Here is a 21,157-nt window from a genome sequence, read left to right on the forward strand (position 1 = left end):
AGTCTATTCGTTGCCCAGGACAAAGCCCGCAAGTGCCGCGGCGTCGACCGGCTTGTGCAGGATCCTGATGCCCGCGGATGCGCAGGCCGCCTCGAGCGCGGTTGACCGGATTGCGGTCAGGAGCCGCGACGGAACCGCGCCGTAGCGGTCCCGCAGCCTGCCCACAAGCGCAAGGCCGTCGATCCCGCTGCCCAGGTCCTGGTCGATCAGGAACCGGTCCGGGAGGATGCCGATTTCATCCAGAAGCGACAGCGCTTCCTCCCCCGAACCGACGTCGATCACCTCAAGCCGCCACTTTTCCAGGAGATGGCAAAGCGCGCGCCGCATGTCGGGATCGTTTTCGACAAGGCAGACGATGCGCCCGTCGGGACGAAGCGCCCCGTCGTCGCCGATGTCGGGCAGAGCGCCGCCCACCGGATTGTGCTGCGCCGCGCGCGGCAGGGTGATGGTGAAACGCGTGCCGCGCCCTGGCGTCGAGCGCAGCGCAAGCGGATGGCCAAGAAGGGCGGCCGCGCGTTCCACGATCGCCAGTCCCAGTCCCATCCCCTCGGACGCGGACGCGCGGGCGTTCAGGCGGTGAAACTCGCGGAAGACGTTGGCCTGTTCGGCTTCCGGGATGCCCGGCCCGGTGTCGATCACCTCGATCCGCAGGTTTGCGCCCGCTGGCCGTGCGCCGACAAGGATTCGACCCCGCTCGGTGTAGCGGATGGCGTTTCCGATCAGGTTCTGCAGGATGCGCCGCAGATAGGTCGGATCGGATTCGACGCTTGCGGCGCAGGGACGCACGCTCAGGCGCAGGCCCTTGACGGCGGCGAGGGGCGCGAATTCGTCCGCAAGCTGTGTGAGGATCCGGTCGACGGGAACGGGACCCACGTCGACCGCCGCGCGCCCGGATTCGAGCTTCGATATGTCAAGCAGCGCATCCAGGATCCCCTCAACGCTGACAAGCGCATTTTCTGCCTTGGCAATCGTCGCCTGCGCCTCGGGCGCGAGCCCGGCGTCGGCCAGCGAGGCGACGAACAGCTTGGCGGCGGACAAGGGCTGAAGCAGGTCATGGCTGGCCGCGGCAACGAAGCGGACGCGCGCGGCGTTGGCCTGTTCGGCGCGGCCCAGGGCCTCTGCCAGTTCCGCGGTGCGGCCAGCAACGCGCCGTTCAAGCGTTTCGTTCGCCTCCGCGATCGCGCGCAGGGCCTGCCGTTCGGCGGTGATGTCCGAAAAGCTCATCACAAAGCCGCCGTCGGGCATTTCCTCTGCCAGGACCGCCAGAACGACCTCTGATCCGACGCGCAGCTCGAAGGTCAGCGCGGGCCTTGGCCGGGGACCCTGAACCCAGGACACTATATCGTCCAGCGTCATCCCGTCGTTCGGGGTGAAGCGGGCGCCAAGCGCTTCGGACAGCGTGTCGAACGAAGCGCCAAGCCGGAAGCGCCCGGCCGGAACCGCCAGCAGAATACCAAGCCGCCGGTTCCATCCGACGAGCCGGGCCTCGGCGTCGAAAATGCCGACCCCCTGGCTGATATGATCAAGGGTCGCGCGGATCATCCGCGCCTGATCGTCCAGAAGCTTGCCGCGTTCCTGCCGCTCAAGCCGGATGATGTCGGTCACATCGGTCTGAAGGATGACGGTACCGCCGTCCAGCGTGCGATGTTCCGAAACCTGGACCCAGCGGTCGTCCGCGAGCTGCACGTTGAACATGACGTGCCGATCGGCGTGGCGGCGCATCCGGCCGATCGCCCAGCTTTCGGCGTCCTCGCCTGCGGGAAGCGCAAGGAAGCGCGACCGGCTGACCAACTGCACGAAACCGGCGAAGGCCAGGCCCGGCACCAGCCTTTCGCGGATGTCCGTCATGTGCATGCCGAAGCGCGAGTTGCACATGACCAGCCTGTCCCTGGCGTCGAAAAGCGCAAAGCCCTCTTGCACAGTCTCGATCGCCGAGGCGAGGTTCTGACGTGCGGCCTCGGCCTCGGCCGTGGCGGCGGCCAGCCGCGCGTTCGTGGCGTTCAGCAGATCAAGCGCCCGCTCAAGCTCGCGGGTGCGTTCACGCACCTCGTCCTCAAGCAATGCCGCCCGCTGGAACTGCTGGTAGGCCCGGCCGCCGTCATCGGTTTCCTGCTCCACCCGGCGCATCAGCACTTCCACGATCTGAAGCAGCTTCTGGCGCTGGCGCTCGGGCGTATCAGCGGGATTGATCAGGGAGTGGGTCACGGCTTTCCCCCTGCGGGCGGATAGATCGCGACGCCGGTCATGGTCTGGTTCACATGCATTGCGCCCAGCTGTTCGCCATAGGTCGAAAAGCCCACCACCCTGTTGTCGCGCAGCAGATCGGAGATCTGGCCGAACATCTGCCGGTCCTGTGCCTCGATCCGGCGCAGGATGCAGTCGCACGCCAGTATCGCGGCGGGCGCGCCGGGTTCGGTCAGGCGCCGAAGCTCTTGCTCAAGGTGCTGGACCATGTCCTGGGGTTCGGCCAGCGTCAGCACCAGCCCTTCGTCTATGGCCGAAAAGAAGACCAGATCGCCGTTCGGCATCATCCGCTGGATCGAGCGGACATGGTGGCGCCCGCCGATGCGGACGACGACCGGGTGGGCCGCGAAGGTGAAGGTGGTCAGCTGCGCCGGGTCCTTGCCCAAGAGGCGCGCGTATTCGAACGCCGCGGGCTCGGCGTTGATCTGGCGCACGATGCGGCGGGCGGGGTCGGCCTCGGTCACCACCATGCGCGCACGGGTGGGGCGCAGGTGGTCCAGGCTGAAGACCTTGACCGGACATGCCGTGCGCACGAAGGTCAGAACAGCCGCGTCCTGCAACGCGCGCCTTTCGTGGAAGACGAAGGTTTCGCGGAATCGGGTTCCGTCGCCTGCGGACCCGCCGAACAGTGGCACCGGCCCCAGTCCCGGCGCCAGTGCTGCGGCCAGTTCATCTTCGCGGATCGACAGGCCGTCGACCATCAGGAAGGCGAATTCGCCCTGCCAGCCGGGATGGGCGCGGGCAAGCCTCTGGCGCGCGCGGATCAGGGCGCCGGTCAGGTGCTCCGCCTCAAGTCGGTACAGGTCGGGCACCAGGATGGTTTCGGTCGCGAAATGCGCCGAGGGCAGGGCAAGCGCGACGATCTCACCCTCGGCATAGCCCTCCGAACAGATTTCACCGGCGGTGGTGCAACCGACGACGGGCGTCCCCGCGAACGCCTCGGCGGCGCGGTCGGGCAGGGACCGGGCATCGGCTTCGGAGGCGGCAAACAGGAAGACCAGCGAAAACGGGCCGGCGCCCAGTTGATCCGCGAGCCGTGCAAGAGCATCCGGCGCTTTGGCCGGGCAGTGCGCGCTTGCCAGCACCGATGAGCGGTCGCGCGCGGCCGCCAAGGCATCCTTCAGGGTGTGCATTCGAGCCTCCGCTTCGGGAAGGCTATGGTCGGGCAAACCGACAGGCAAGGGGCGAACCGAGCCGGCGTCCGGCGCGATCGTGGCCCCGCGATCAAGTGCCGGAGCCCTGGTCAAGCGCGAGGGCCGCGAAATCCACCTCCTTGGCCAGAAGGACCGCCTGCGTGCGGCTGAAGACGCCCAGCTTGCGCATGATCGCCGTGACATGGGCCTTGACGGTCGTTTCCGCGATCGACAGTTCCCAGGCGATCTGCTTGTTCAGCTTGCCCTCGCAGATCAGTTGCAGGATGCGCGCCTGCTGCCGGGTCAGCAGCGACAGGCGTTCCAGCGCGTCTTCCTGCGGCGTGGCAGCCGCGCTTTCCGAGACCGGGACGTAGGTGTCCGGGGTGTAGGTCCGCCCCTCGGCGATCGCGTCGAAGGCCGCGCGGAACACATCGCGCTGGCTGTGCTTGGGCACGAAGCCCGCCGCGCCCGCCTTGAGGGCCGCGCCGATCACGCGCGCGTCGGCCATCGAGGATACCACGACCACCGGAACCTGCCCCGCGACCTGCCGGATGCGGACAAGACCCTCCATCCCGTGCACGTCGGGCAGGTTCAGGTCCAGCACCACGACATCCGGAAGCGCGCCGCCGCTTAGCCGGTCTATGGCAGCTTCCAGCCGGTCCGCGGTTTCGATCCGCCCGATGCCCACGAAGGCCTTCAGCGTCATCGCGAGGGCGTCGCAAAACAGCGGGTGGTCGTCGACGATCAGCGCCGAATGCATGGTCATGGCTTGCGTCCCGGCAGAACTACCCCGTCACGATAGCAGCGTGGCGCGCGGCTGTAACCCGCGCCATTGGTCCTATGGGACTACGACCAAGGTAAGATAGCCACGAGGCCCCCTTCGGACTATCGTCGTCGATGATTGGGAGGATCGCATGGAACTCAAGGATACCCGCGCCATAGCCGCGCTGCCCGAAGCCGTGTGGGCGGCCATCCTCGATCCGGAGGTTCTGAAAGCCTGCATACCCGGATGCGAAAGCATCACCGGAACCCCCGAAGACGGGTTCGAGGCCGTGGTCGTCCAGAAGGTCGGCCCGGTCAAGGCGCGCTTCACCGGCGTCGTCACGCTTTCGGACATGGTTCCGGGCCAGAGTCTGACGATCAGCGGGGAAGGCAAGGGCGGACCGGCGGGTTTCGCGAAGGGCGGCGCCAGGGTCCGGCTTGAACCGGATGGCGAGGGCACGACTCTCAGCTACGAGGTTCAGGCTGCCGTCGGTGGCAAGCTTGCGCAGCTTGGCAGCCGGATCATCGACGGATTCGCGCGCAAGCTGGCAGACGAGTTCTTCGCGCGGCTTCAGGGTGCGGTCGAGGCCCCCGATGAGGACGATCAGCCCGAGGAAGCTGCGCTTGATGCGTCCGGCGAGGGTAAGGAGAAGAAGAAAGGCTGGTTCCGGCGCATGACTGGCGCCTGAGCCCTGAGGGTCACCAAGGGAGGATAGAATGACGAAGGTCACGATGACCGTGAACGGCCGGGCCGTTTCCGGCGAGGTGGAGGGGCGCACGCTCCTGTCCGCCTTCTTGCGCGAGGGGCTGGGCCTGACCGGCACCCATGTCGGCTGCGACACGTCCCAGTGCGGCGCCTGCGTGGTGCATGTGGATGGCAAGGCCGTCAAGAGTTGCACCGTGTTCGCCTCTGACGTCGATGGCGCCTCGGTCGCCACGATCGAAGGCATGGCCAATCCCGACGGGACGCTGGGCCGTGTGCAGCAAGCGTTCCAGGACCATCACGGGCTTCAGTGCGGGTTCTGCACACCCGGCATGGTCATGTCTGCCGCGGCGCTTCTTGCGGAAAACCCCAAGCCCTCCGAGGCCGATGTGCGCCATTATCTCGAAGGCAACATCTGCCGCTGCACGGGCTACCACAACATCGTCAAGGCAGTGCTTGCCGCGTCCGGTCAGGACGTGAGCGGCATGGCCGCCGAGTAAGGGAGGGAAGAACATGCCGAAGGATCATGGCATCGGCGCCAGCGTGAAGCGGCGCGAGGATGTGCGCTTCCTGATGGGGCTTGGCAAGTACACCGACGACATGGCCATCGCTGGGCAGGCGCATGCCGTCTTCGTGCGCAGTCAGGTGGCGCACGGGCGCATCAACAAGATCGACGCTTCGGATGCCGCGGCGATGCCCGGCGTGCTGTGCGTGCTGACGGGCGAGGACTTCAAGGACGTGGGCGGCAACCCGACCGGGTGGCTGATCAATTCGCGCGACGGAACGCCGATGCGCGAACCGAAACGTCCCGCGCTGGCCCATGGCAAGGTTCGCCATGTCGGCGACGCCTATGCCGTCGTCATCGCCGAAACCTATGCTCAGGCCAAGGAAGCGGCCGAGGCGATCGTGGCCGATATCGAGGAACTGCCGGCGATCGTCGACATGGCCGCGGCGGTTGCGGACACCTCGAACCGCGTGCATGACGAGATCCCGGACAACCTTTGCTACGACTGGGGTTGGATCGAGGACAACCGCGCGGCCGTGGACGAGGCGATCAGGAACGCGCCCCATGTCACGACGCTGGAACTGGTCAACAACCGGCTTGTGCCCAACGCGATGGAGCCGCGCGCCTCGATCGGAGAGTATTTCCCCGGCACGGGCGATTACAAGCTGACCACGACCAGCCAGAACCCGCACCTGACGCGGCTTCTGATAGCGGCCTTCGTGATGGGCATCCCGGAAAACAAGCTGACGGTGGTCGCGCCCGACGTAGGCGGCGGCTTCGGATCGAAGATCTATCACTACGGCGAAGAGGCGGTGGTGCTGACCGCGGCCAGAAAGCTTGGCCGCCCGGTGCGCTGGACGGCGGAACGTTCCGAAAGCTTCCTGTCTGATGCGCATGGCCGCGACCACGTGACCAAGATCGAACTGGCCTGCGAAAAGGACGGCACCTTCATCGCCTTCCGGACCGAAACGATGGCGAACGTGGGCGCCTACCTTTCGAACTTCGCAACCGTGACACCAACCTTCCTGCACGGCACGCTGATGGCGGGACCTTACAAGGTGCCGAACGTCTACGTGAACGTGAAGACGGTCTTCACCAACACGGCCCCCGTCGACGCCTACCGTGGCGCGGGCCGGCCCGAGGCGACCTATTCGCTTGAGCGGGTGATCGACAAGATGTGCCGTGAACTCGGCCTCGACCCGTTCGAGGTGCGGCGCAAGAACTTCATCACGACCGACATGTTCCCCTACACCACGCCGGTGGGGCTTGCCTATGACACCGGCGACTACCACGCCACGCTCGACAAGGCGATGGAGATGGCCGATGTCGCGGGCTTCGAGGCGCGCCGCGCCGCCAGCGCTGCCAAGGGCAAGCTGCGCGGCATGGGGCTTTCGACCTGGATCGAGGCGTGCGGCATCGCGCCATCGCACCTTGTCGGGATTCTTGGCTCGCGCGTGGGTCTTTACGATGCGGCCACCGTCCGTGTGAACGCCACCGGCAACATCAGCGTGATGACCGGCGCCCACAGCCACGGGCAGGGGCACGAGACGGTGTTCGCCCAGATCGTGGCGGACAAGCTGGGCGTTCCCGAAAGCTCGGTCGAGATCGTTCACGGCGACACATCGAAGATCCCCTTCGGCATGGGGTCCTACGGCTCGCGTTCGCTGGCGGTCTGCGGCTCGGCGGTGACCAAGGCGATCGACAAGATCGTGGCCAAGGGCAAGAAGATCGCGGCGCATATGCTGGAGGCCGCCGAAGAGGACATCGCCTTTGAAAACGGCAGCTTCACCGTCGCCGGGACCGACAAGGCGAAAAGCTTCGGAGAAATCGCGTTCTCGGCCTATGTGCCGCACAACTACCCGCTTGAGACCCTTGAGCCGGGGCTGGAGGAGACGGCGTTCTACGACCCCGCCAACTTCACCTATCCCGCGGGCGCCTATATCTGCGAGGTCGAGGTGGACGCGGAAACCGGCAAGGTCGACGTGGCAGCCTTCCACTGCGCGGACGATTTCGGCAACATCATGAACCCGATGGTGGTCGAGGGGCAGGTGCATGGCGGTGTCGGCCAGGGGATCGGCCAGGCGCTGTGCGAAAACACCGTCTACGACGAAAACGGCCAGCTTCTGAGCGGGTCCTACATGGACTACGCGATGCCGCGCGCCGACGACGTGCCGTTCTACAATGTCGACTATTCCTGCCAGACGCCCTGCACGCACAACCCGCTGGGCGCAAAGGGCTGCGGCGAGGCAGGCGCCATCGGATCGCCCCCGGCGGTGGTCAACGCGGTGATCGATGCGCTTCAGCGCGGCGGACACACTCACGTCACGCATATCGACATGCCGGTCTCGCCTGCGCGGGTCTGGGCGGCGATCCAAGGGTAAGGAGACGGGCAATGTACGCATTCGACTTCGAGAAACCGAAGACCGTGGCCGAGGCCGCAGCGGCGCTGGCGCGTGAAGACGCGATGCCGCTGGGGGGTGGGCAGACGCTGATCCCGTCGCTGAAGCAGCATCTGGCGGCGCCCTCGGCGCTGGTCAGCCTGACCGGCATCGCCGAGATGCGGGGGGTCTGCACCGGCGACGACGGCGCGCTTTGCGTGGGCGGCGCCACGCCACACGCTGCCGTCGCGGCGGACGCCGCGGGCAAATACCCCGCCCTTGCCGCCCTTGCCGGAAACATCGGAGATCCGGCGGTCCGCAACCGGGGCACGATCGGTGGATCACTTGCCAACAACGACCCGGCGGCGGACTATCCGGCGGCGGTGCTGGGATCGGGCGCCACGATCGTGACGAACAATCGCGCCATCGCTGCGGACGATTTCTTCGAAGGGCTCTTCACCACCGCCCTGGAACCCGGAGAGATCATCGTCGAGGTGCGCTTTCCCGTCCCGGAACGGGCTGCCTATGCCAAGTTCCAGCAGCCGGCATCGCGCTTTGCGCTGACGGGTGTGTTCGTGGCCAAGACAGCGGATGGTGTCCGCGTCGCGGTGACCGGGGCTTCGGAAGACGGTGTCTTCCGCTGGGCGGAGGCCGAAGAGGCGCTGTCGGAGAACTTTTCGGCCGATGCGATCGCCGGGCTGTCGGTGTCCGCCGAGGGCATGGTGGGCGACCTGCACGGCACCCCGGCATATCGCGCCAACCTGGTCAAGGTGATGACGCAACGCGCGGTACGCTCCGCCTGATCCGAAGTTGAAACTGGAACCGGCCCCTGTCGAAAGACGGGGGCCGTTTTCATTGGCGCTTTGCCCTGCGCTAGGGCTTTGGCGCCTTCTTGGTCGACAGCCGGTAGACGCCTTCGGGCAGGTTCAGCGCCGCGGCAAGCTCTCGGATCTGGGCCATGGACATGACGATCTTCACGACCTCGTCCTGGCGCGAATCGTATTGCTCGATGGTGACGCACTCGGCAAAAGCCTGGATCGTCACATCCTCTTCCAGATGCGGGCTTCCCTCGTCCACAAGGGTAATGACGGTCGCGTCGAAGTCGTGCTCGATGGTGAACATGGGCCAAGCCTAACGCGCGCCCGGCGTGCCGACAATGGCATTCGCGGCGAATTGCCGAGTGCCGACGGCGGCCCTTCCAGCGCTTGTGCGGCGGCGTTATCTACGCGTCCAGTTCATTCGTCGGAGACGCAGATGCGCAGACACCCGGGTTCCCTTTCGCTGATCTTCGCACTGATGCTTTCGGCCTGCGTGGGAATGCAGGACGAGACAAGCTATCCCATCGCCCCGGTCGCGCCGGCGGGGCCGCCCCTTGACGCCGCGACCGCGCAGGCGAACTTCGCCGAGGTTCTGGCGCGGATGGAACCGGTCATCGAAAATGAGTGCCGCACAAGGACGCGCGGGCTGAACTGCGACTACCGGATCTCGGTCGATGCGCGGCCCGGGCTTCCGCCCAACGCGCTTCAGACGCGCGACGGTGCCGGGCGTCCGGTGATTGCCTTCACGTCTTCCCTGATCGCCGAGGCGCGCAATCGCGACGAACTTGCCTTTGTCATGGGGCATGAGGCCGCCCACCACATCGCGGACCACATCCCGCGCCAGCGGCAGACGACGATGGCGGGCGCGATGTTCGGCGGCCTTGCGGCAACCTTCGTGGGCGCCAGCCAAAGCACGGTCGAACTGGCCCAGAACCTTGGCGCCACCGTCGGGTCGCGCGTCTATTCCAAGGACCACGAGATCGAGGCCGATGGATTGGGCACGGTGTTGACCTGTGCCGCCGGTTACAGCGCCCGTCGCGGCGCGGCTTATTTCGCCCGCATTCCCGATCCCGGCAACAGGTTCCTGGGATCGCACCCGCCCAATGGTCAGCGCATCGCAACAGTGGAGCGCATTTCCGGGGATATCGGCTGCCCCTGAGGCTTGATCTGGATCAATGCGGGCTCCCGTGTCATGCTCGACCCTGTAACAAGCATGCGTGCAAGGAGGGTTGCATGGTGAAGAGTGCAGGGGCCCGTGCCCCGCAAAATTGCGGCTTGCCGGAAGTGCCCTATTTCCTGACCCCGGATTTCGCGGAACGCCACGGCGTGGATCTGGGCGGCGCCGTTCATGGCGGTCTGCTCACGATCGAGGATTTCGTGGCGCTTCTTCAGTCCTGCCGCGAATGTCAGGATGGATCCGGCCGCCGTCATGAACACCCCGAGGGAACCGACGCCGCGCCAGCTTGGTGCGCCAATCGGACCGTTCTGGAAGGGCTTCGCGGTCTGGTCTGATCGCCGCGCGGGCTTGCAACGGCGCGGGTGACCGTCTATCGCCGGTCCATGCGCATCATCGAAAACGTGCTGAGCGACCGGGGGTCGAGGTATGCCGTCTCTGGCGGAGCGGTGAGCAATCGCGCCGAGGCTGCGGAGTTTCTGACGGAACTGAAGCGCGCGAAGAAATTCGCCAAGGCCACGCACAACAGCTGGGCAGTCCTGTTTGAACAGGATGGACAGCTGGACCCCCACAAGAACGACGACGGCGAATCGGGCGCAGGTGCCGTCATCCTTCGTATGCTGGAACGCGAGGGCCTGACCAACCACATCATCGTCGTCACCCGCTGGTACGGCGGCGTCAAGCTGGGTGGCGACCGCTTTCGGCATGTGACCGAGGCGGTGCGGACCTATCTGTCCGAACTGGTCTGAGGCGAATCCCTGAGACTCGCAAACACTGCGCGGTTGCAGCAGTAAACTGGCGCGTCCTTTGCCCCGGACATATGCGCGTCAAGCCAGCGTTCGCAGTCCCCGATCCCCTTGCAGGTCTGGCACGCGTCCACCATCGCGTCGAAGCTCATGCCCTTCAGTCGCGCGTCCAGGATCGCCTGGCCAAGGTCGATATCAAGCGTATGTGCCATGCGCCCCACAAGCGCGCTGTGGCGGAGCCATTTTCCGTCCGTCATCGGCCCTCCTCCCAGGGGTCAACGGGGGCGACACTGCAGCTTTTCGCCCGCTCTTTCCTTGACGCGGATCAATGCCGCGAAGAAACAACTCTGAAAGTCGGGGGCTGGTGTCGGAAGGATTTGCGCCCCAAGCAGGGTGACGGGGCCGAGGGATGCCCACGGCCCCGCATCGTCAGGCATTCTTGAGAACGTTGAGCCCGAATACGGCGGCCCCGACCCAGATCGCCAGTTCGGCGAGTGGGGCAAGCGGGAACATGGCCGCTTCGGTGATCGATCCCGACAGAAGCAGAACAAGCATCACCAGCAGGATGAATGCCCCGATCTGGTGAAGCCAGAAATGCGCCTTGGCAAGAATGCTGTCCGCCATGGCCGGGATGACGCGGTAGGCAAGCCCGAAGATCGTCATCAGTGTGAAGCCCAGCAGGTTGATGTGGGCATGCGCCGCAGACAGCGTGTGATCGCCGGATGCGCCCATGTGCATCCCGATGGCTATGCCGACCAGCAGATAAAGTACGGCGATGACCAGAAAGGCCTTGGATATGTTCATCGTGTTCCCCTGTTCGCGCAGGCCGGGTTTTCCCGGTCCGTGAAGCGGAACATATACCTGTACGCATTTCGGGCAATCAGGATTCTCCGCGGTCGCGTCTTGTCACGTCCAGCAGTCCCGGAGGCCTGCGTACCACGGTCGCGAAATCCGACTAGATTCGCCGCCCCCAGAGATCATATTCGCTGGCTTCGTCGACCTCGACCGTGACGATGTCGCCGGGGGTCAGGCCTTCGAAATCATCGTCGATGAAGAGGTTGCCGTCGATTTCCGGCGCATCCGCCTTGGTGCGGCAGGTCGCCCCCTCGGCGTCGACCGAGTCCACCAGAACTTGCTGACGGGTTCCGATCTTGGCGGCCAGCTTCGCTTCGGAAATAGCTTGTGCCTTTTCCATGAAGCGTTCCCAGCGGTCCTGCTTGACCTCGTCGGGAACGTGATCGGGCAGAGCGTTCGAGCGCGCGCCTTCGACATTCTCGTACTGGAAGCAGCCGACGCGGTCGAGCTGCGCCTCATCCATCCAGTCGAGGAGCGTCTGGAATTCCTCCTCGGTTTCGCCGGGGTAGCCGACGATGAAGGTGGAACGCAGGGTGATCTCGGGGCAGACAGCGCGCCAGGCGGCGATTTCGTCCAGCGTCTTCGCGGCGGCGGCGGGCCGGGCCATGCGCTTGAGTGTTTCCGGATGGGCGTGCTGGAAGGGAATGTCGAGATAGGGCAGCACCAGCCCCTCCGTCATCAGCGGGATCAGGTCACGCACATGCGGATAGGGGTAGACGTAATGCAGCCGCACCCAGGCGCCGAGGCTGCCAAGGTCGCGCGCGAGGTCCGTGATATGGGCCCGGTGTTCGCGCCCGTCGCGCCCCGACGAGGCCGCGTGCTTGATGTCCACGCCATAGGCCGAGGTGTCCTGGCTGATGACCAGAAGCTCCCTCACCCCCGCCTCGACCAGCTTTTCGGCCTCGCGCATCACGGCATGAGCAGGGCGGCTGACAAGGCGCCCACGCATGTCGGGGATGATGCAGAAGCGGCACTTGTGGTTACAACCCTCGGAGATCTTGAGGTAGCTGTAATGGCGCGGCGTCAGCTTCACCCCGGTCGCGGGCAGAAGATCCACGAAGGGGTCGGGCGAGGGCGGTACGGCGACATGGACCGCGTCCAGAACCTGTTCGTATTGATGCGGGCCGGTGACGGCCATGACCGAGGGATGGGCGCCGGTGATGTATTCGGGCTCCGCGCCGAGGCAACCGGTGACGATCACCCGGCCGTTGGCTGCCAGCGCCTCGCCGATCGCCTCAAGGCTTTCGGCCTTGGCGCTGTCGAGGAAGCCGCAGGTGTTCACGATGACCGCGTCCGCGCCCTGGTAGTCGGGGCTGATCGCATAGCCTTCGGCCCGAAGCCGCGTCAGGATGCGTTCGCTGTCCACCAATGCCTTGGGACAGCCAAGCGAAACCATCCCGATCCTGGGTTGGCCCGGGCGGGCAGGGGTGTCGAAGAGAGGCTTCGGCGCAAGGTCGGGGCGAAGGTTGGGCGGGTTCTGGGACATTGGCGCGATATAGCGAAGCCGGACGGCGCTGCCTAGGGGGCGAAAGGAAGGCCGGGTGGCGGGAACCGCGGCAGCCGTGCGGACGTGATTTTCCCGAGAGCCTGGACTTACCAGGTGGGCGCCAGGTACGCGGACCACGATCCGCGCAGAGCCAGCTCCCTCGGAAATGATTATCGGCCACTGGAAAAGGGCCCGACACGAGAGGGGCAGAACCCGCCGCCTAGAGAGTTAGGCGCAGACGGTGTCCCGTGCAAGCCCCTTGGAAAAAGGTGTGATCCGGTGCCATCACGTCGGCATGTTGCGGCGCCGGCGCGCCGATGCGAACCTGCCGACAACCTTGGCGTTCGCGGATGCTGGACAGATGTTCATGTTTCGTTCAGATTGTGTGGATGAATGGCGCATCCTCTCTTCCGCAGCTTCAACCCGGCCAGGTGCTGGCGCGGGGTGTCTGCAGGCACCTTCTGCACCACGGATTCGTCACGGTCGAGGAACTGGTGCCGACCCCGGGTCTGCGCGTCGACGTGATGGGGCTGGGCCCTAAGGGCGAGATCTGGATCGTCGAATGCAAGTCCGGCCGGGCGGATTTCACCTCTGACCGCAAGTGGCAGAATTACCTGGAATGGGCTGACCGGTTCTTCTGGGCGGTGGACGCCGACTTCCCGGTCGAGCTTCTGCCCGAGGAAACGGGGCTGATCCTGGCCGATGCCTATGACGCCGAGATCGTCCGCATGCCCGCGCCGTCCCCACTTCCAGGCGCTCGGCGCAAGGTGATGCTTCAGAAATTCGCCCGCCACGCAGCGCTCAGGCTGCAGGGCTACCGCGACCCCGGCGTCACCGTTTCCGGGGTGTCCCCTTAGAGCCGCCCTCGCCGATGCTGCGGGCCGCTTCCGCGGCGGCGCGCAGTTCCTCGGCGATCTCCTCGGCTTCCTCCGGGTCGAAATCCAACGGCAGTTCCATGCCCTCGGCCTCGACATAGATGCGGACCATGCCAAGCGAGGTCGGGCCGATCTGAAGATTGGCGGCGATTTCGCTTTCCTTGTCGATACCCATCTCAGGACCTCCGATGTTTCGGATTGCCTTTAGGGGACAGGGGCGCGGCAAGGCAAGCGCTGAAATGCGCGCGGCGCGCCATCTAACCCCGCGAAGGCCGCAGGTTCGAAGAAGAACCTGCCCCGATCTTCGGGCCGTCGCCCGGAAGAGGCCAGTTGAACTGGACCTTTGATCTTTGCGCCCCTATCTTGGGATTATCCGATCTGGCCCCGGCTGCGGAACCGATTTTCCGGTTGACCGCGGCCCGCGAAAGCCCTAATCGGACGCGCACCGCACGTCGGTCGTGCCGCCTTAGCTCAGTTGGTTAGAGCACCAGATTGTGGATCTGGGGGTCCCCCGTTCGAGCCGGGGAGGCGGTACCATCCTTTCTAGTTGAGATCACATCCTTTTCGCGACCAAGGCGCATCCCGCCTGTGCTTCGTTTGCAGCCGGTTTGCAAAGGATGTTGCCGGACTCTTCTGGCGCGCATGAATCGCCTCACGTGACATGGCTGAAGTCCGGGTCGCTGAAGTGGGGTTGCGCAGCCTTTTCGGCCTTGTTCATTTCCTCGAAGGCCTGACGTGGAATCCTGCCACGGCGATGTGCCTTCGCCCTTTCTTGCCGAACCCGTCGACGAACCTGTCGCAATGCGCTTCGTTCTACTCCCGCGAACGGATCGCACCATCAAACCCTGGGATCAAGCACCTAGGGCCGAAGCCGCTGGGCGATTTGATGGGCCAACATCTCAACCGCCCGGCCATTGGCTCGTGCGATCGCGGCAGGGCCGTCGCCGTCAAGTGCAACACTGATGTCGAAGCGGTCGATGAACTCTGTGATGCGGCCGTCCGAAGACGCGACAGCGAACTGCCCCGCAAGCTGGAACGCGCCGTCTGCGCGGGCAACCATGCTTTCAATTCGAACTTCCAGTTGCGCTGCTGCAGGCTCGGTCAGTGGCCAGGGCTCGGCTGCGACATCCGTGGTCGTCATAAGGTCAAGGCTGCGCGCCAAGGTCGAAGTCAGGGCGCGCGCCGATCCGTCCGCCCATTGCGCGTTTTCGACGACCTGGAGCGCGCCCGACTCGCTCTGCCTCAGTATCTCGGACGCTTCCGCGTAGGCAGGCACCACGACCTCTCTGATTTCGAGGCTGCCGACCCGTAGCACAATGCGCTCCTGCGCGCTTGACGGCTCGACCAGATAACGGTCGGCCGCAGCGCCACAGGCGGAGAGACCAAGCAAAAGAAGCAGCAGGTAGCTATGAATGGATGGCATGCCTCAGCGTCCGATGATGAGGGAATTGGGGTTGCGTTCGATCGCACGAGCAAGCTGCGCGATCGTTCGGGCAGCGGCGCGCACCTCACGCAAGGCTGCAAGCGCGTCCGCATTGAAGTTGGACTGCGCTCCGTAGGCGGTAACAAGTCTTTCGGATTGCGCGATCAGGGCGTCGAGCCGCGCCGAGAGTTCCGGCAGGGCGGCGGTGGCTTCGGCCACGGCATCTGCGGCCGCGCGCGTGGAGGTGAGCGTTGCGTTTGCGTTCTCGACAGCACCGCCTTCGCGAAGTTCAGACAGCGTTGCCTCCACCTCTCCGAGGGCGGCTGTCAACGCCGGTGGCAGCGCTCTGGCCTCGTCCGTTCCGATCAGTGCGTTCGCACTGTCGAGAACGCGCGTGGCTGAGGCCACCAGTTCCTCGGCGCCCAGTTCATTGGCCTTGGCCGCAAGCGCCCTTAGATCCTCGATCAAGGCCGGAACCCGTTCGGAAGCCGTAGACAGATTGGCGCTTGCTGCATCGGCATTTTCGAGCGCCGAGACCAGCCGGTCAATGGCGCCGCGGGCGCGAAGCTCATCGACGACGCCGCGCAGTTCGGCAATCGCAGCCCGGATCTCGCCCGGCAACGCTTGGGTTTCCTCAGAGGCGACAAGGGCACGGCTGTCCTCGATAAGAGAGACGAGCGCGTCGGGCATCGCGCGCGTTCCCTCGGCCGTGGCCACCGCCTCGATCGAGGCCATGACGCTGATCGCTTGGTCGATCAGTTCCTCGACGGGAAGCGCATTGATGCGCTCAAAGACGCCTTCCGCAGTGGCGGTGAAATCGGGCAGATCGACCTGAACCGAAGGCAGCACGGGATACCCTTTCTCCGGGCGCCCGAGCGTTGCCGGGGGCGCATCCGGAGTTTCCGCCAGTTCAATGATCAGTGCCGAGCTGAACAGGTTTGCGGGCGCCAGCCGCGCCCTGAGCCCCGCCTCGACTTCGGAGGCAAGGAAGTCGACCGACTCTTCGGTGCCCGCGTCCGCCGGCAGGCCCATGGCTTGCGGATCGAGCGCGACGGTGGCGCGCAGGCGCACTCGCTGCCCCTCTGTCGTTTCGGTCAGGAAGGCGGCGATGGCGCTGACCTCGCCGACGCGCAGCCCTCGGTACTCGATCGGCGATCCGACCGTAAGACCCTCTACCGACCCGTCGAAATCGATGCTGAAGCGAACCGCGTTCGGGCCGATGCCGGAAACCAGGCTTTGCCGCGCCGACTGCTCGTCGGCGAACAGCTCGAAGACGGATCCCGCCTCAACCGGCTCACCGCCGGAAAACAGCGTGTCGAAGGCGATTCCGCCTGTCACCAGCGAGGAAAGGTTGCCCACTTCCAGGTTAATGCCGGCGGCGCCCAGAGACACCGAGAAACCCGAGGTGTCCCAGAACCGCGTGGCTGTTGTCAGGAACCGGTCGTAGGGCGCGGCGATGAACGTGCCGACCACGACGCTGTCGCCAGTATCACTCAGATGCGGCGTCTCAATGCGCCCGACCTCGATCCCACGGTAAAGAACCGGCGCGCCGGGAGACAGCCGGTTGCCGTCCCGCGCGCGGATGGTCACGTAGGTGCCCTCTTCGCCGACCCCGGTCAGCGGCGCGTCGTCGAGCCCTTCGAACGACCGGGCGCTGCCGCCGGGGCTGGGCTTGAAGGACGCCTCGATGTAGACGCCGGAAAACACGGTCGACAGGCCGCTGATCCTTTGCGCGGTTACCTCCGGGCGTACGACCCAGAACATCGCCTCCTCCGGCAGCAGATCGGCGACGGTCTTGTCGATCCGCGCCGAGAGAACGACCCGGGACAGGTCGGTGGTGAAGTCCACGTCCTCCACCACGCCGACGACCACGTCGCGGTAGCGAATGGTGGTCTCGCCCGCAGTCACGCCAGAGGCGTTGCTGAGCGATATCTCGATCAGCGCGCCGCGTTCCGAATAGCTTCTCCAGGCGATGGCAAGAGACAAGACAAGAGCCAGGATCGGCACCAGCCACACGAAGGACAGATTGCGCAGGAAGGATTGACGCGGGCGCGAGACGTCAAGTTCGGCTGGCTTCGGGTCGGTCATATGTCGTCCGCTTCGTAGGCATCCCAGATCAGGCGCGGGTCAAAGCTGTGCGCGGAAAGCATCGTGAATGCAACAGAAAGAGCAAAACTGGCGGCGGCGATCCCGGGGTTCACCGTCGCCGCAAAGTCCAGCTGAACCAGCGCCGACAGGATCGCCACGACGAAAACGTCGATCATGGACCAGCGCCCGATGAATTCGACCACCTCATACAGCTTCTGTCGTCCGTGCCCACGGATCACGGCGGCCGAACGAACGCTGACGGCGAGGTAGGCGATCGCCAGGAACTTGCCAATCGGGATCACGACGCTTGCAACGAAGACGATCAGAGCGACGACGTAGGCGCCGTGGTGAAAAAGCTCGATGACGCCACCAACGATGCTGTTCTGGCTGGTCTTGCCAAAGGTCGTGGTCACCAGCATCGGATAGATGTTCGCGGGAATGTAGACGATGATCCCGGCGGCGAGCCAGGCCCAGACCCGCTGCAGGCTGTGGGGATCCCGGCTTGCGATGCGGCTGCCACAACGCGCGCAGACCTGCGCCGCGCAATCGTGGACCCGCCCACAGTTGCGGCAGCCGGTCAGGCCCGCCCGCCGGGCGGTCAGGACTTCCTGCGTTCTTCCAGCGTTTTCCAAATCGTCAGTCTGCACATGAAGTTGTCCTTTAGCACCGTCACCAGGACCAGTGTGACGAACGCCCAGAAAGCCGGCCCGAGCGAAAGCTTGGCCAGTCCCGAAATCTTTATCAGCGCCACCACCACGCCGACGATGAAAACCTCGGCCATCGCCCAGGGGCGGGTCGCCTCTGCAATTCGGAAGGCGCGCACGGCATGACGCGCCGGGCGCGCGCCCAGGGCCAGCGGTCCAAGGACGTAAAGCAGCGTTGCGAAACGAACCAGAGGAAGCACGATGATCAGCGCCGCGACCGCGAACGTGAGCGGAAGGAGCTTGCCGCTGGAAAAGGCCATCACCGCATCCAGAAGCGAACTCCGCTGCACTTTTCCGCCGGCGCTGAGTTCGAGGAACGGGAAGAAAACGGCGGACATCATCAGAACCAGCGCCGTTGCCGCAAGCGTGACGATCTGCGCCAGCGCGCCTTCGCGCGGCGCCAACAACAGCGTGCCGCAGCGATGGCAGCGCGCCCGCGCGCCGGCGGGCACGGCCATGTCGGCATGCAGCGCATCGCAGGCCGGACAGGCGATCAAGGTCTCGGGGTCGAACGCTTGTCGCGGCTGTGGCGGTGGGGTCAGTGATGTCATTCGCGTCTCTTGAGCACCTTGAACGGCGGCCGCATGGCCAGAATCGCCCACCGATAAGCCTTTCGTTTGCATAGACCAAACGGCAAGACGCGTTAAGGAACAGCAAGATCGCGCCTCGATTGCGGCTGACAACCGCCGATGGCGATGGGCGGGGCGCGACAGCGACCGCGTCGGACTTCACCACGTTCTCCGAACCGGTAACGGACCGGTCGTCACGAGCATGTTCTACCGGTCATCGCGACCACCACACGCAGCGAAAGGGATTCCACCCTGGTCTCTGCACCTCGCCCAGACTGTACACCGCTGCAAGGCAAGCGATCCAATTGAGCTCTCCTTGCGGCGCACCGGGCTTCGCGCCTAGCGCATCCAGCCGATCAACGCTGCCGGATGGTGGCTGAGAATGAGGTTGTCTGCCCTGTCCCCGCGCGCTTCCTGCAGGAGGCGCGCCCATTCCTCGGACGTGTATTCCCGAGGGGACGGATTTTCGGCGGTTCTTGCCGCGCGCCAGCCAAGCAGGGTGGATAGCGCAGCCTGCATGCGCGCGAATAACGGTTGCGCAGGGGCCAATTCACTCGAATGATCGGTCATGGGGTCTCTCCTTGATCCTGTGACGCCATTTTCGCCCATGACCGTCCACGCCGGCGTCAACGCGGTGCAAAAGCGGCGTCAAAAGCGAAGCGAAGGGAGACATGGCGGACGAAAGTTCACGCAAGGCGCGGCTGCAGCTGCTTGGGCGTTTCGGTCTTTTCGGATCCGGTGGGCAGGAAGTACCCGTTTCCGCAAAGAAGAACCGGGCGCTTCTTGCGGCGCTCGCGCTCGCGCCGAATGGCAGCCTGATGCGCGAGGATCTTGCCGCGCTTCTGTGGGGGGATCGCGCGGAAGCGCAGGCGCGGCGCAGTCTTCGGCAAGCATTGACGGTCCTTCGCAAGGAGGTGGCGCAGTGCGGCGTCAAGGTGGACCCCAGCGGGGACAAGGTCAGGATCGATCTGGGCTCGATCGTGGTGGATGCGGTGCTGGTTCGGCAGGCGGCGGCGACCGCCGACCCCGAACTGGTGCGTCTGGCCGCCGAAAGCGGGGACGGGACGCTGCTGGCCGATCTCGGGTTGCATGGCGCGTCGATCGACGATTGGCTGGCCGCCGAGCGCCGCCGTCACACGGGCGCCATGCTGACGGTCCTTGAGTTGTGTTCCGCCACGCAGACGGGCGCCGCGAGAGTGGAATTGCTGGAACGGCTGGTCGCGCTTGATCCTCTGCGCGAAGCATCGCATCGGGCACTGATGCAGGCACTGGCGGACGCAGGCGAAACGGCGCTGGCCCTGAAACAGTACGACGCCTGCCGGGCACGGCTTGATGACGATCTGTCGGTTGCCCCCGCGCAGGAGACGCGTGCGCTCAGGGCGCGGATCGCGCGCGGGGCAGTTTCACCCGCCCCGGCCTCGACTGCGAAGGACGTACGCCCCTCGATTGCGTTGCTGCCCTTCGCGAACCGGAATGGAGACGCGCAGACCGGTGTGCTTTGTGACGCCTTTACGGATGCGATCATTGCCGGTCTTGCGCGATTCCGCGATTTGCGTGTCACGGCCGCTGAGTCAAGCTTCGCGTATCGCGGCAGGTCGATTGCCGTTCCCGAAGCGGCGCGCGCCTTCGGCGTCCACTTCATCCTCGAGGGAAGCGTCCTGCGGCTGGACGGCCTGATCCGCGTCACGGCTGCGCTGGCGGACGGCGGCGACGGCGCGGCGCTTTGGACACAGACCTTCGATCGGCGGGATGGCGACCTGTCGTCGGTCCTTGACGGAATCACCGGTCAGATCGTGGCGCAGCTTGCTTCGGCCTATGGCGGCGGCCTGGCGCGGGAATGGCGGCGCCTGTCCTTCCATGCGGAAGAAAAGGACCTTCGCGCCTATGACCATTTCCAGCGCGGCCTTGCAGCCTACAACACCTTCACACCAGGCAGCACCGCGCAAGCGCGCAAGGAGTTCAATGCCGCTCTGGCGCTTCGGCCGGGTTACGGCAAACCCCTGGCCAAGGTGGCGTGGAGCCACATAACCGACATCACCGCCGGGTGGTCCCGCGATGTCGATGCCGACCTTGCAGCGGCACACAGGTTCGCCATGGAGGCGATCGCGTCCGAAGATGGCGAATCCTGGGGTTACTGGGCGCTGGCAGGTTGGCACATGACCCGGCTGGAGCATGACCAGGCCATCGCCGCCTGCAAGAAGGCCCTGGCACTCAATCCCAACGACGCCGATGTCTGGACGGATTACGGCTATTTCCTGAATTTTGCCGGACGGCATGACGAGGCGCTGAAGTCGGTGGCCCATGCGATGACGCTGAACCCGCACTACCTGGAATGGTGGCTGATGGAGCGGGGCCAGTTCCATTTCGATGCGCACAATTACGAAGAGGCGGTCGCGGACCTGACATCGTTGGAATTGATGGCCAGTTCATTCGTCGAGACCTACCTTGCCGCCGCGCTCGCGGCCCTCGGGCGGAACCTAGAGGCCAAAGCCTCTGTCCGTCGCCTTCTGGCGTTCGCGCCGAGCGAAACCGTGGCTTCGGCTACGGAACCCATGCGCGCGCCCTATGCGCGCGACAAGGATCGCGATCATCTGGCCCACTGGCTGCGCATCGCGGGCCTGCCGGACTAGCGGGGTCGCGGGCTGGATGCTTTCCGGCTGCGGGAAAAGGTCGACGAGAGGATCGCCGACCTCG

General features: G+C 65.4%; 22 protein-coding genes and 1 tRNA gene. 10 read left to right on the forward strand and 13 right to left on the reverse strand.

From position 1 onward, the window contains the following. Positions 1 to 3 precede the first annotated feature (3 nt). From OEW28_RS13170 to OEW28_RS13180, 3 genes are all read right to left on the reverse strand, one after another. The gene (locus OEW28_RS13170; protein ID WP_263735228.1) at positions 4 to 2,205 is read right to left on the reverse strand and encodes a hybrid sensor histidine kinase/response regulator; all 2,202 of its coding nucleotides are present in this window, start codon (positions 2,203 to 2,205) and stop codon (positions 4 to 6) included. Continuing rightward, complete coding sequence (locus tag OEW28_RS13175; protein WP_263735229.1) at positions 2,202 to 3,377, reverse strand: FIST N-terminal domain-containing protein; 1,176 nt, start codon at positions 3,375 to 3,377, stop codon at positions 2,202 to 2,204. Before OEW28_RS13175 ends, OEW28_RS13170 begins: the two co-directional genes overlap by 4 nt. 91 nt (positions 3,378 to 3,468) lie before the next feature. Beyond that, entirely contained in the window at positions 3,469 to 4,143 is a 675-nt protein-coding gene (locus OEW28_RS13180) for a response regulator transcription factor (RefSeq protein ID WP_263735230.1), read from the reverse strand. Between the two features lie 148 nt (positions 4,144 to 4,291). On the opposite strand from OEW28_RS13180, the gene OEW28_RS13185 reads away from it, so the two are divergent. Genes OEW28_RS13185 through OEW28_RS13200 form a run of 4 tightly spaced genes read left to right on the forward strand, consistent with a single transcriptional unit; the run spans position 4,292 to position 8,528 of the window. After that, positions 4,292 to 4,828 carry a CoxG family protein gene (locus OEW28_RS13185; RefSeq protein ID WP_263735231.1) on the forward strand — a complete coding sequence of 179 codons (537 nt, stop codon included), beginning with the start codon at positions 4,292 to 4,294 and terminating at the stop codon, positions 4,826 to 4,828. Between the two features lie 28 nt (positions 4,829 to 4,856). Next, the gene (locus OEW28_RS13190; protein WP_263735232.1) at positions 4,857 to 5,342 is read left to right on the forward strand and encodes a (2Fe-2S)-binding protein; all 486 of its coding nucleotides are present in this window, start codon (positions 4,857 to 4,859) and stop codon (positions 5,340 to 5,342) included. A 13-nt stretch (positions 5,343 to 5,355) separates the two neighbouring features. Next, on the forward strand, positions 5,356 to 7,728 hold the full coding sequence (locus OEW28_RS13195) for a xanthine dehydrogenase family protein molybdopterin-binding subunit (protein ID WP_263735233.1): 2,373 nt from the start codon (positions 5,356 to 5,358) through the stop codon (positions 7,726 to 7,728). An 11-nt stretch (positions 7,729 to 7,739) separates the two neighbouring features. Beyond that, positions 7,740 to 8,528: an FAD binding domain-containing protein gene (locus OEW28_RS13200; protein WP_263735234.1), complete on the forward strand. Its 789-nt coding sequence runs from the start codon at positions 7,740 to 7,742 to the stop codon at positions 8,526 to 8,528. A 70-nt stretch (positions 8,529 to 8,598) separates the two neighbouring features. Here OEW28_RS13200 and OEW28_RS13205 read toward each other — a convergent pair whose 3' ends face one another. Beyond that, positions 8,599 to 8,847, reverse strand: coding sequence for a hypothetical protein (locus OEW28_RS13205; RefSeq protein ID WP_263735235.1), 249 nt, complete (start codon positions 8,845 to 8,847; stop codon positions 8,599 to 8,601). Positions 8,848 to 8,979: 132 nt separating this feature from the next. Between OEW28_RS13205 and OEW28_RS13210 the strand changes: the two genes are divergently transcribed. From OEW28_RS13210 to OEW28_RS13220, 3 genes are all read left to right on the forward strand, one after another. Then, on the forward strand, positions 8,980 to 9,702 hold the full coding sequence (locus OEW28_RS13210) for a M48 family metallopeptidase (protein ID WP_263735236.1): 723 nt from the start codon (positions 8,980 to 8,982) through the stop codon (positions 9,700 to 9,702). Between the two features lie 74 nt (positions 9,703 to 9,776). Continuing rightward, positions 9,777 to 10,055, forward strand: coding sequence for a DUF6455 family protein (locus tag OEW28_RS13215; RefSeq protein WP_263735237.1), 279 nt, complete (start codon positions 9,777 to 9,779; stop codon positions 10,053 to 10,055). A gap of 48 nt (positions 10,056 to 10,103) precedes the next feature. Beyond that, a complete protein-coding gene (locus OEW28_RS13220) occupies positions 10,104 to 10,466 on the forward strand; it encodes a YigZ family protein (RefSeq protein ID WP_263735238.1) in 363 nt (120 codons plus the stop codon). On the opposite strand, the gene OEW28_RS13225 is transcribed toward OEW28_RS13220, so the two are convergent. The 3 genes from OEW28_RS13225 to rimO form a co-directional block, all read right to left on the reverse strand. Then, on the reverse strand, positions 10,445 to 10,720 hold the full coding sequence (locus tag OEW28_RS13225) for a DUF6455 family protein (protein WP_263735239.1): 276 nt from the start codon (positions 10,718 to 10,720) through the stop codon (positions 10,445 to 10,447). The two genes, OEW28_RS13220 and OEW28_RS13225, sit on opposite strands and share 22 nt — an antisense overlap. Before the next feature lie 172 nt (positions 10,721 to 10,892). Beyond that, positions 10,893 to 11,267, reverse strand: a complete 375-nt coding sequence (locus OEW28_RS13230; protein ID WP_263735240.1) for a hypothetical protein — start codon at positions 11,265 to 11,267, stop codon at positions 10,893 to 10,895. Positions 11,268 to 11,418: 151 nt separating this feature from the next. After that, positions 11,419 to 12,804, reverse strand: coding sequence for a 30S ribosomal protein S12 methylthiotransferase RimO (gene rimO / locus OEW28_RS13235; RefSeq protein WP_263735241.1), 1,386 nt, complete (start codon positions 12,802 to 12,804; stop codon positions 11,419 to 11,421). A 389-nt stretch (positions 12,805 to 13,193) separates the two neighbouring features. Between rimO and OEW28_RS13240 the strand changes: the two genes are divergently transcribed. Beyond that, a complete protein-coding gene (locus tag OEW28_RS13240) occupies positions 13,194 to 13,661 on the forward strand; it encodes an MmcB family DNA repair protein (RefSeq protein WP_263735242.1) in 468 nt (155 codons plus the stop codon). On the opposite strand, the gene OEW28_RS13245 is transcribed toward OEW28_RS13240, so the two are convergent. Beyond that, a complete protein-coding gene (locus OEW28_RS13245) occupies positions 13,636 to 13,854 on the reverse strand; it encodes a DUF6324 family protein (RefSeq protein ID WP_263735243.1) in 219 nt (72 codons plus the stop codon). The genes OEW28_RS13240 and OEW28_RS13245 overlap by 26 nt on opposite strands. A 285-nt stretch (positions 13,855 to 14,139) precedes the next feature. On the opposite strand from OEW28_RS13245, the gene OEW28_RS13250 reads away from it, so the two are divergent. After that, positions 14,140 to 14,216, forward strand: a tRNA-His gene (locus tag OEW28_RS13250). 322 nt (positions 14,217 to 14,538) lie between these two features. Here OEW28_RS13250 and OEW28_RS13255 read toward each other — a convergent pair. The 5 genes from OEW28_RS13255 to OEW28_RS13275 form a co-directional block, all read right to left on the reverse strand. After that, on the reverse strand, positions 14,539 to 15,102 hold the full coding sequence (locus OEW28_RS13255; RefSeq protein WP_263735244.1) for a PqiC family protein: 564 nt from the start codon (positions 15,100 to 15,102) through the stop codon (positions 14,539 to 14,541). A 3-nt stretch (positions 15,103 to 15,105) separates the two neighbouring features. Continuing rightward, complete coding sequence (locus OEW28_RS13260) at positions 15,106 to 17,190, reverse strand: MlaD family protein (protein ID WP_263735245.1); 2,085 nt, start codon at positions 17,188 to 17,190, stop codon at positions 15,106 to 15,108. Continuing rightward, positions 17,187 to 17,822 (reverse strand): paraquat-inducible protein A, encoded by a 636-nt coding sequence (locus OEW28_RS13265; RefSeq protein ID WP_263735378.1) that lies wholly within the window; start codon positions 17,820 to 17,822, stop codon positions 17,187 to 17,189. The genes OEW28_RS13260 and OEW28_RS13265 overlap by 4 nt, the downstream gene beginning before the upstream one ends. After that, complete coding sequence (locus OEW28_RS13270; RefSeq protein WP_263735246.1) at positions 17,789 to 18,445, reverse strand: paraquat-inducible protein A; 657 nt, start codon at positions 18,443 to 18,445, stop codon at positions 17,789 to 17,791. Before OEW28_RS13270 ends, OEW28_RS13265 begins: the two co-directional genes overlap by 34 nt. A gap of 357 nt (positions 18,446 to 18,802) precedes the next feature. Further along, positions 18,803 to 19,033: a hypothetical protein gene (locus OEW28_RS13275; RefSeq protein WP_263735247.1), complete on the reverse strand. Its 231-nt coding sequence runs from the start codon at positions 19,031 to 19,033 to the stop codon at positions 18,803 to 18,805. Between the two features lie 101 nt (positions 19,034 to 19,134). Here OEW28_RS13275 and OEW28_RS13280 point away from each other — a divergent pair, with 101 nt between their 5' ends. After that, entirely contained in the window at positions 19,135 to 21,093 is a 1,959-nt protein-coding gene (locus OEW28_RS13280; protein WP_263735248.1) for a BTAD domain-containing putative transcriptional regulator, read from the forward strand. Positions 21,094 to 21,157: the final 64 nt, after the last annotated feature.

The organism is Albidovulum marisflavi (assembly GCF_025751435.1).
In the GTDB taxonomy this organism is placed as follows: Bacteria; Pseudomonadota; Alphaproteobacteria; order Rhodobacterales; family Rhodobacteraceae; genus Albidovulum; species Albidovulum marisflavi.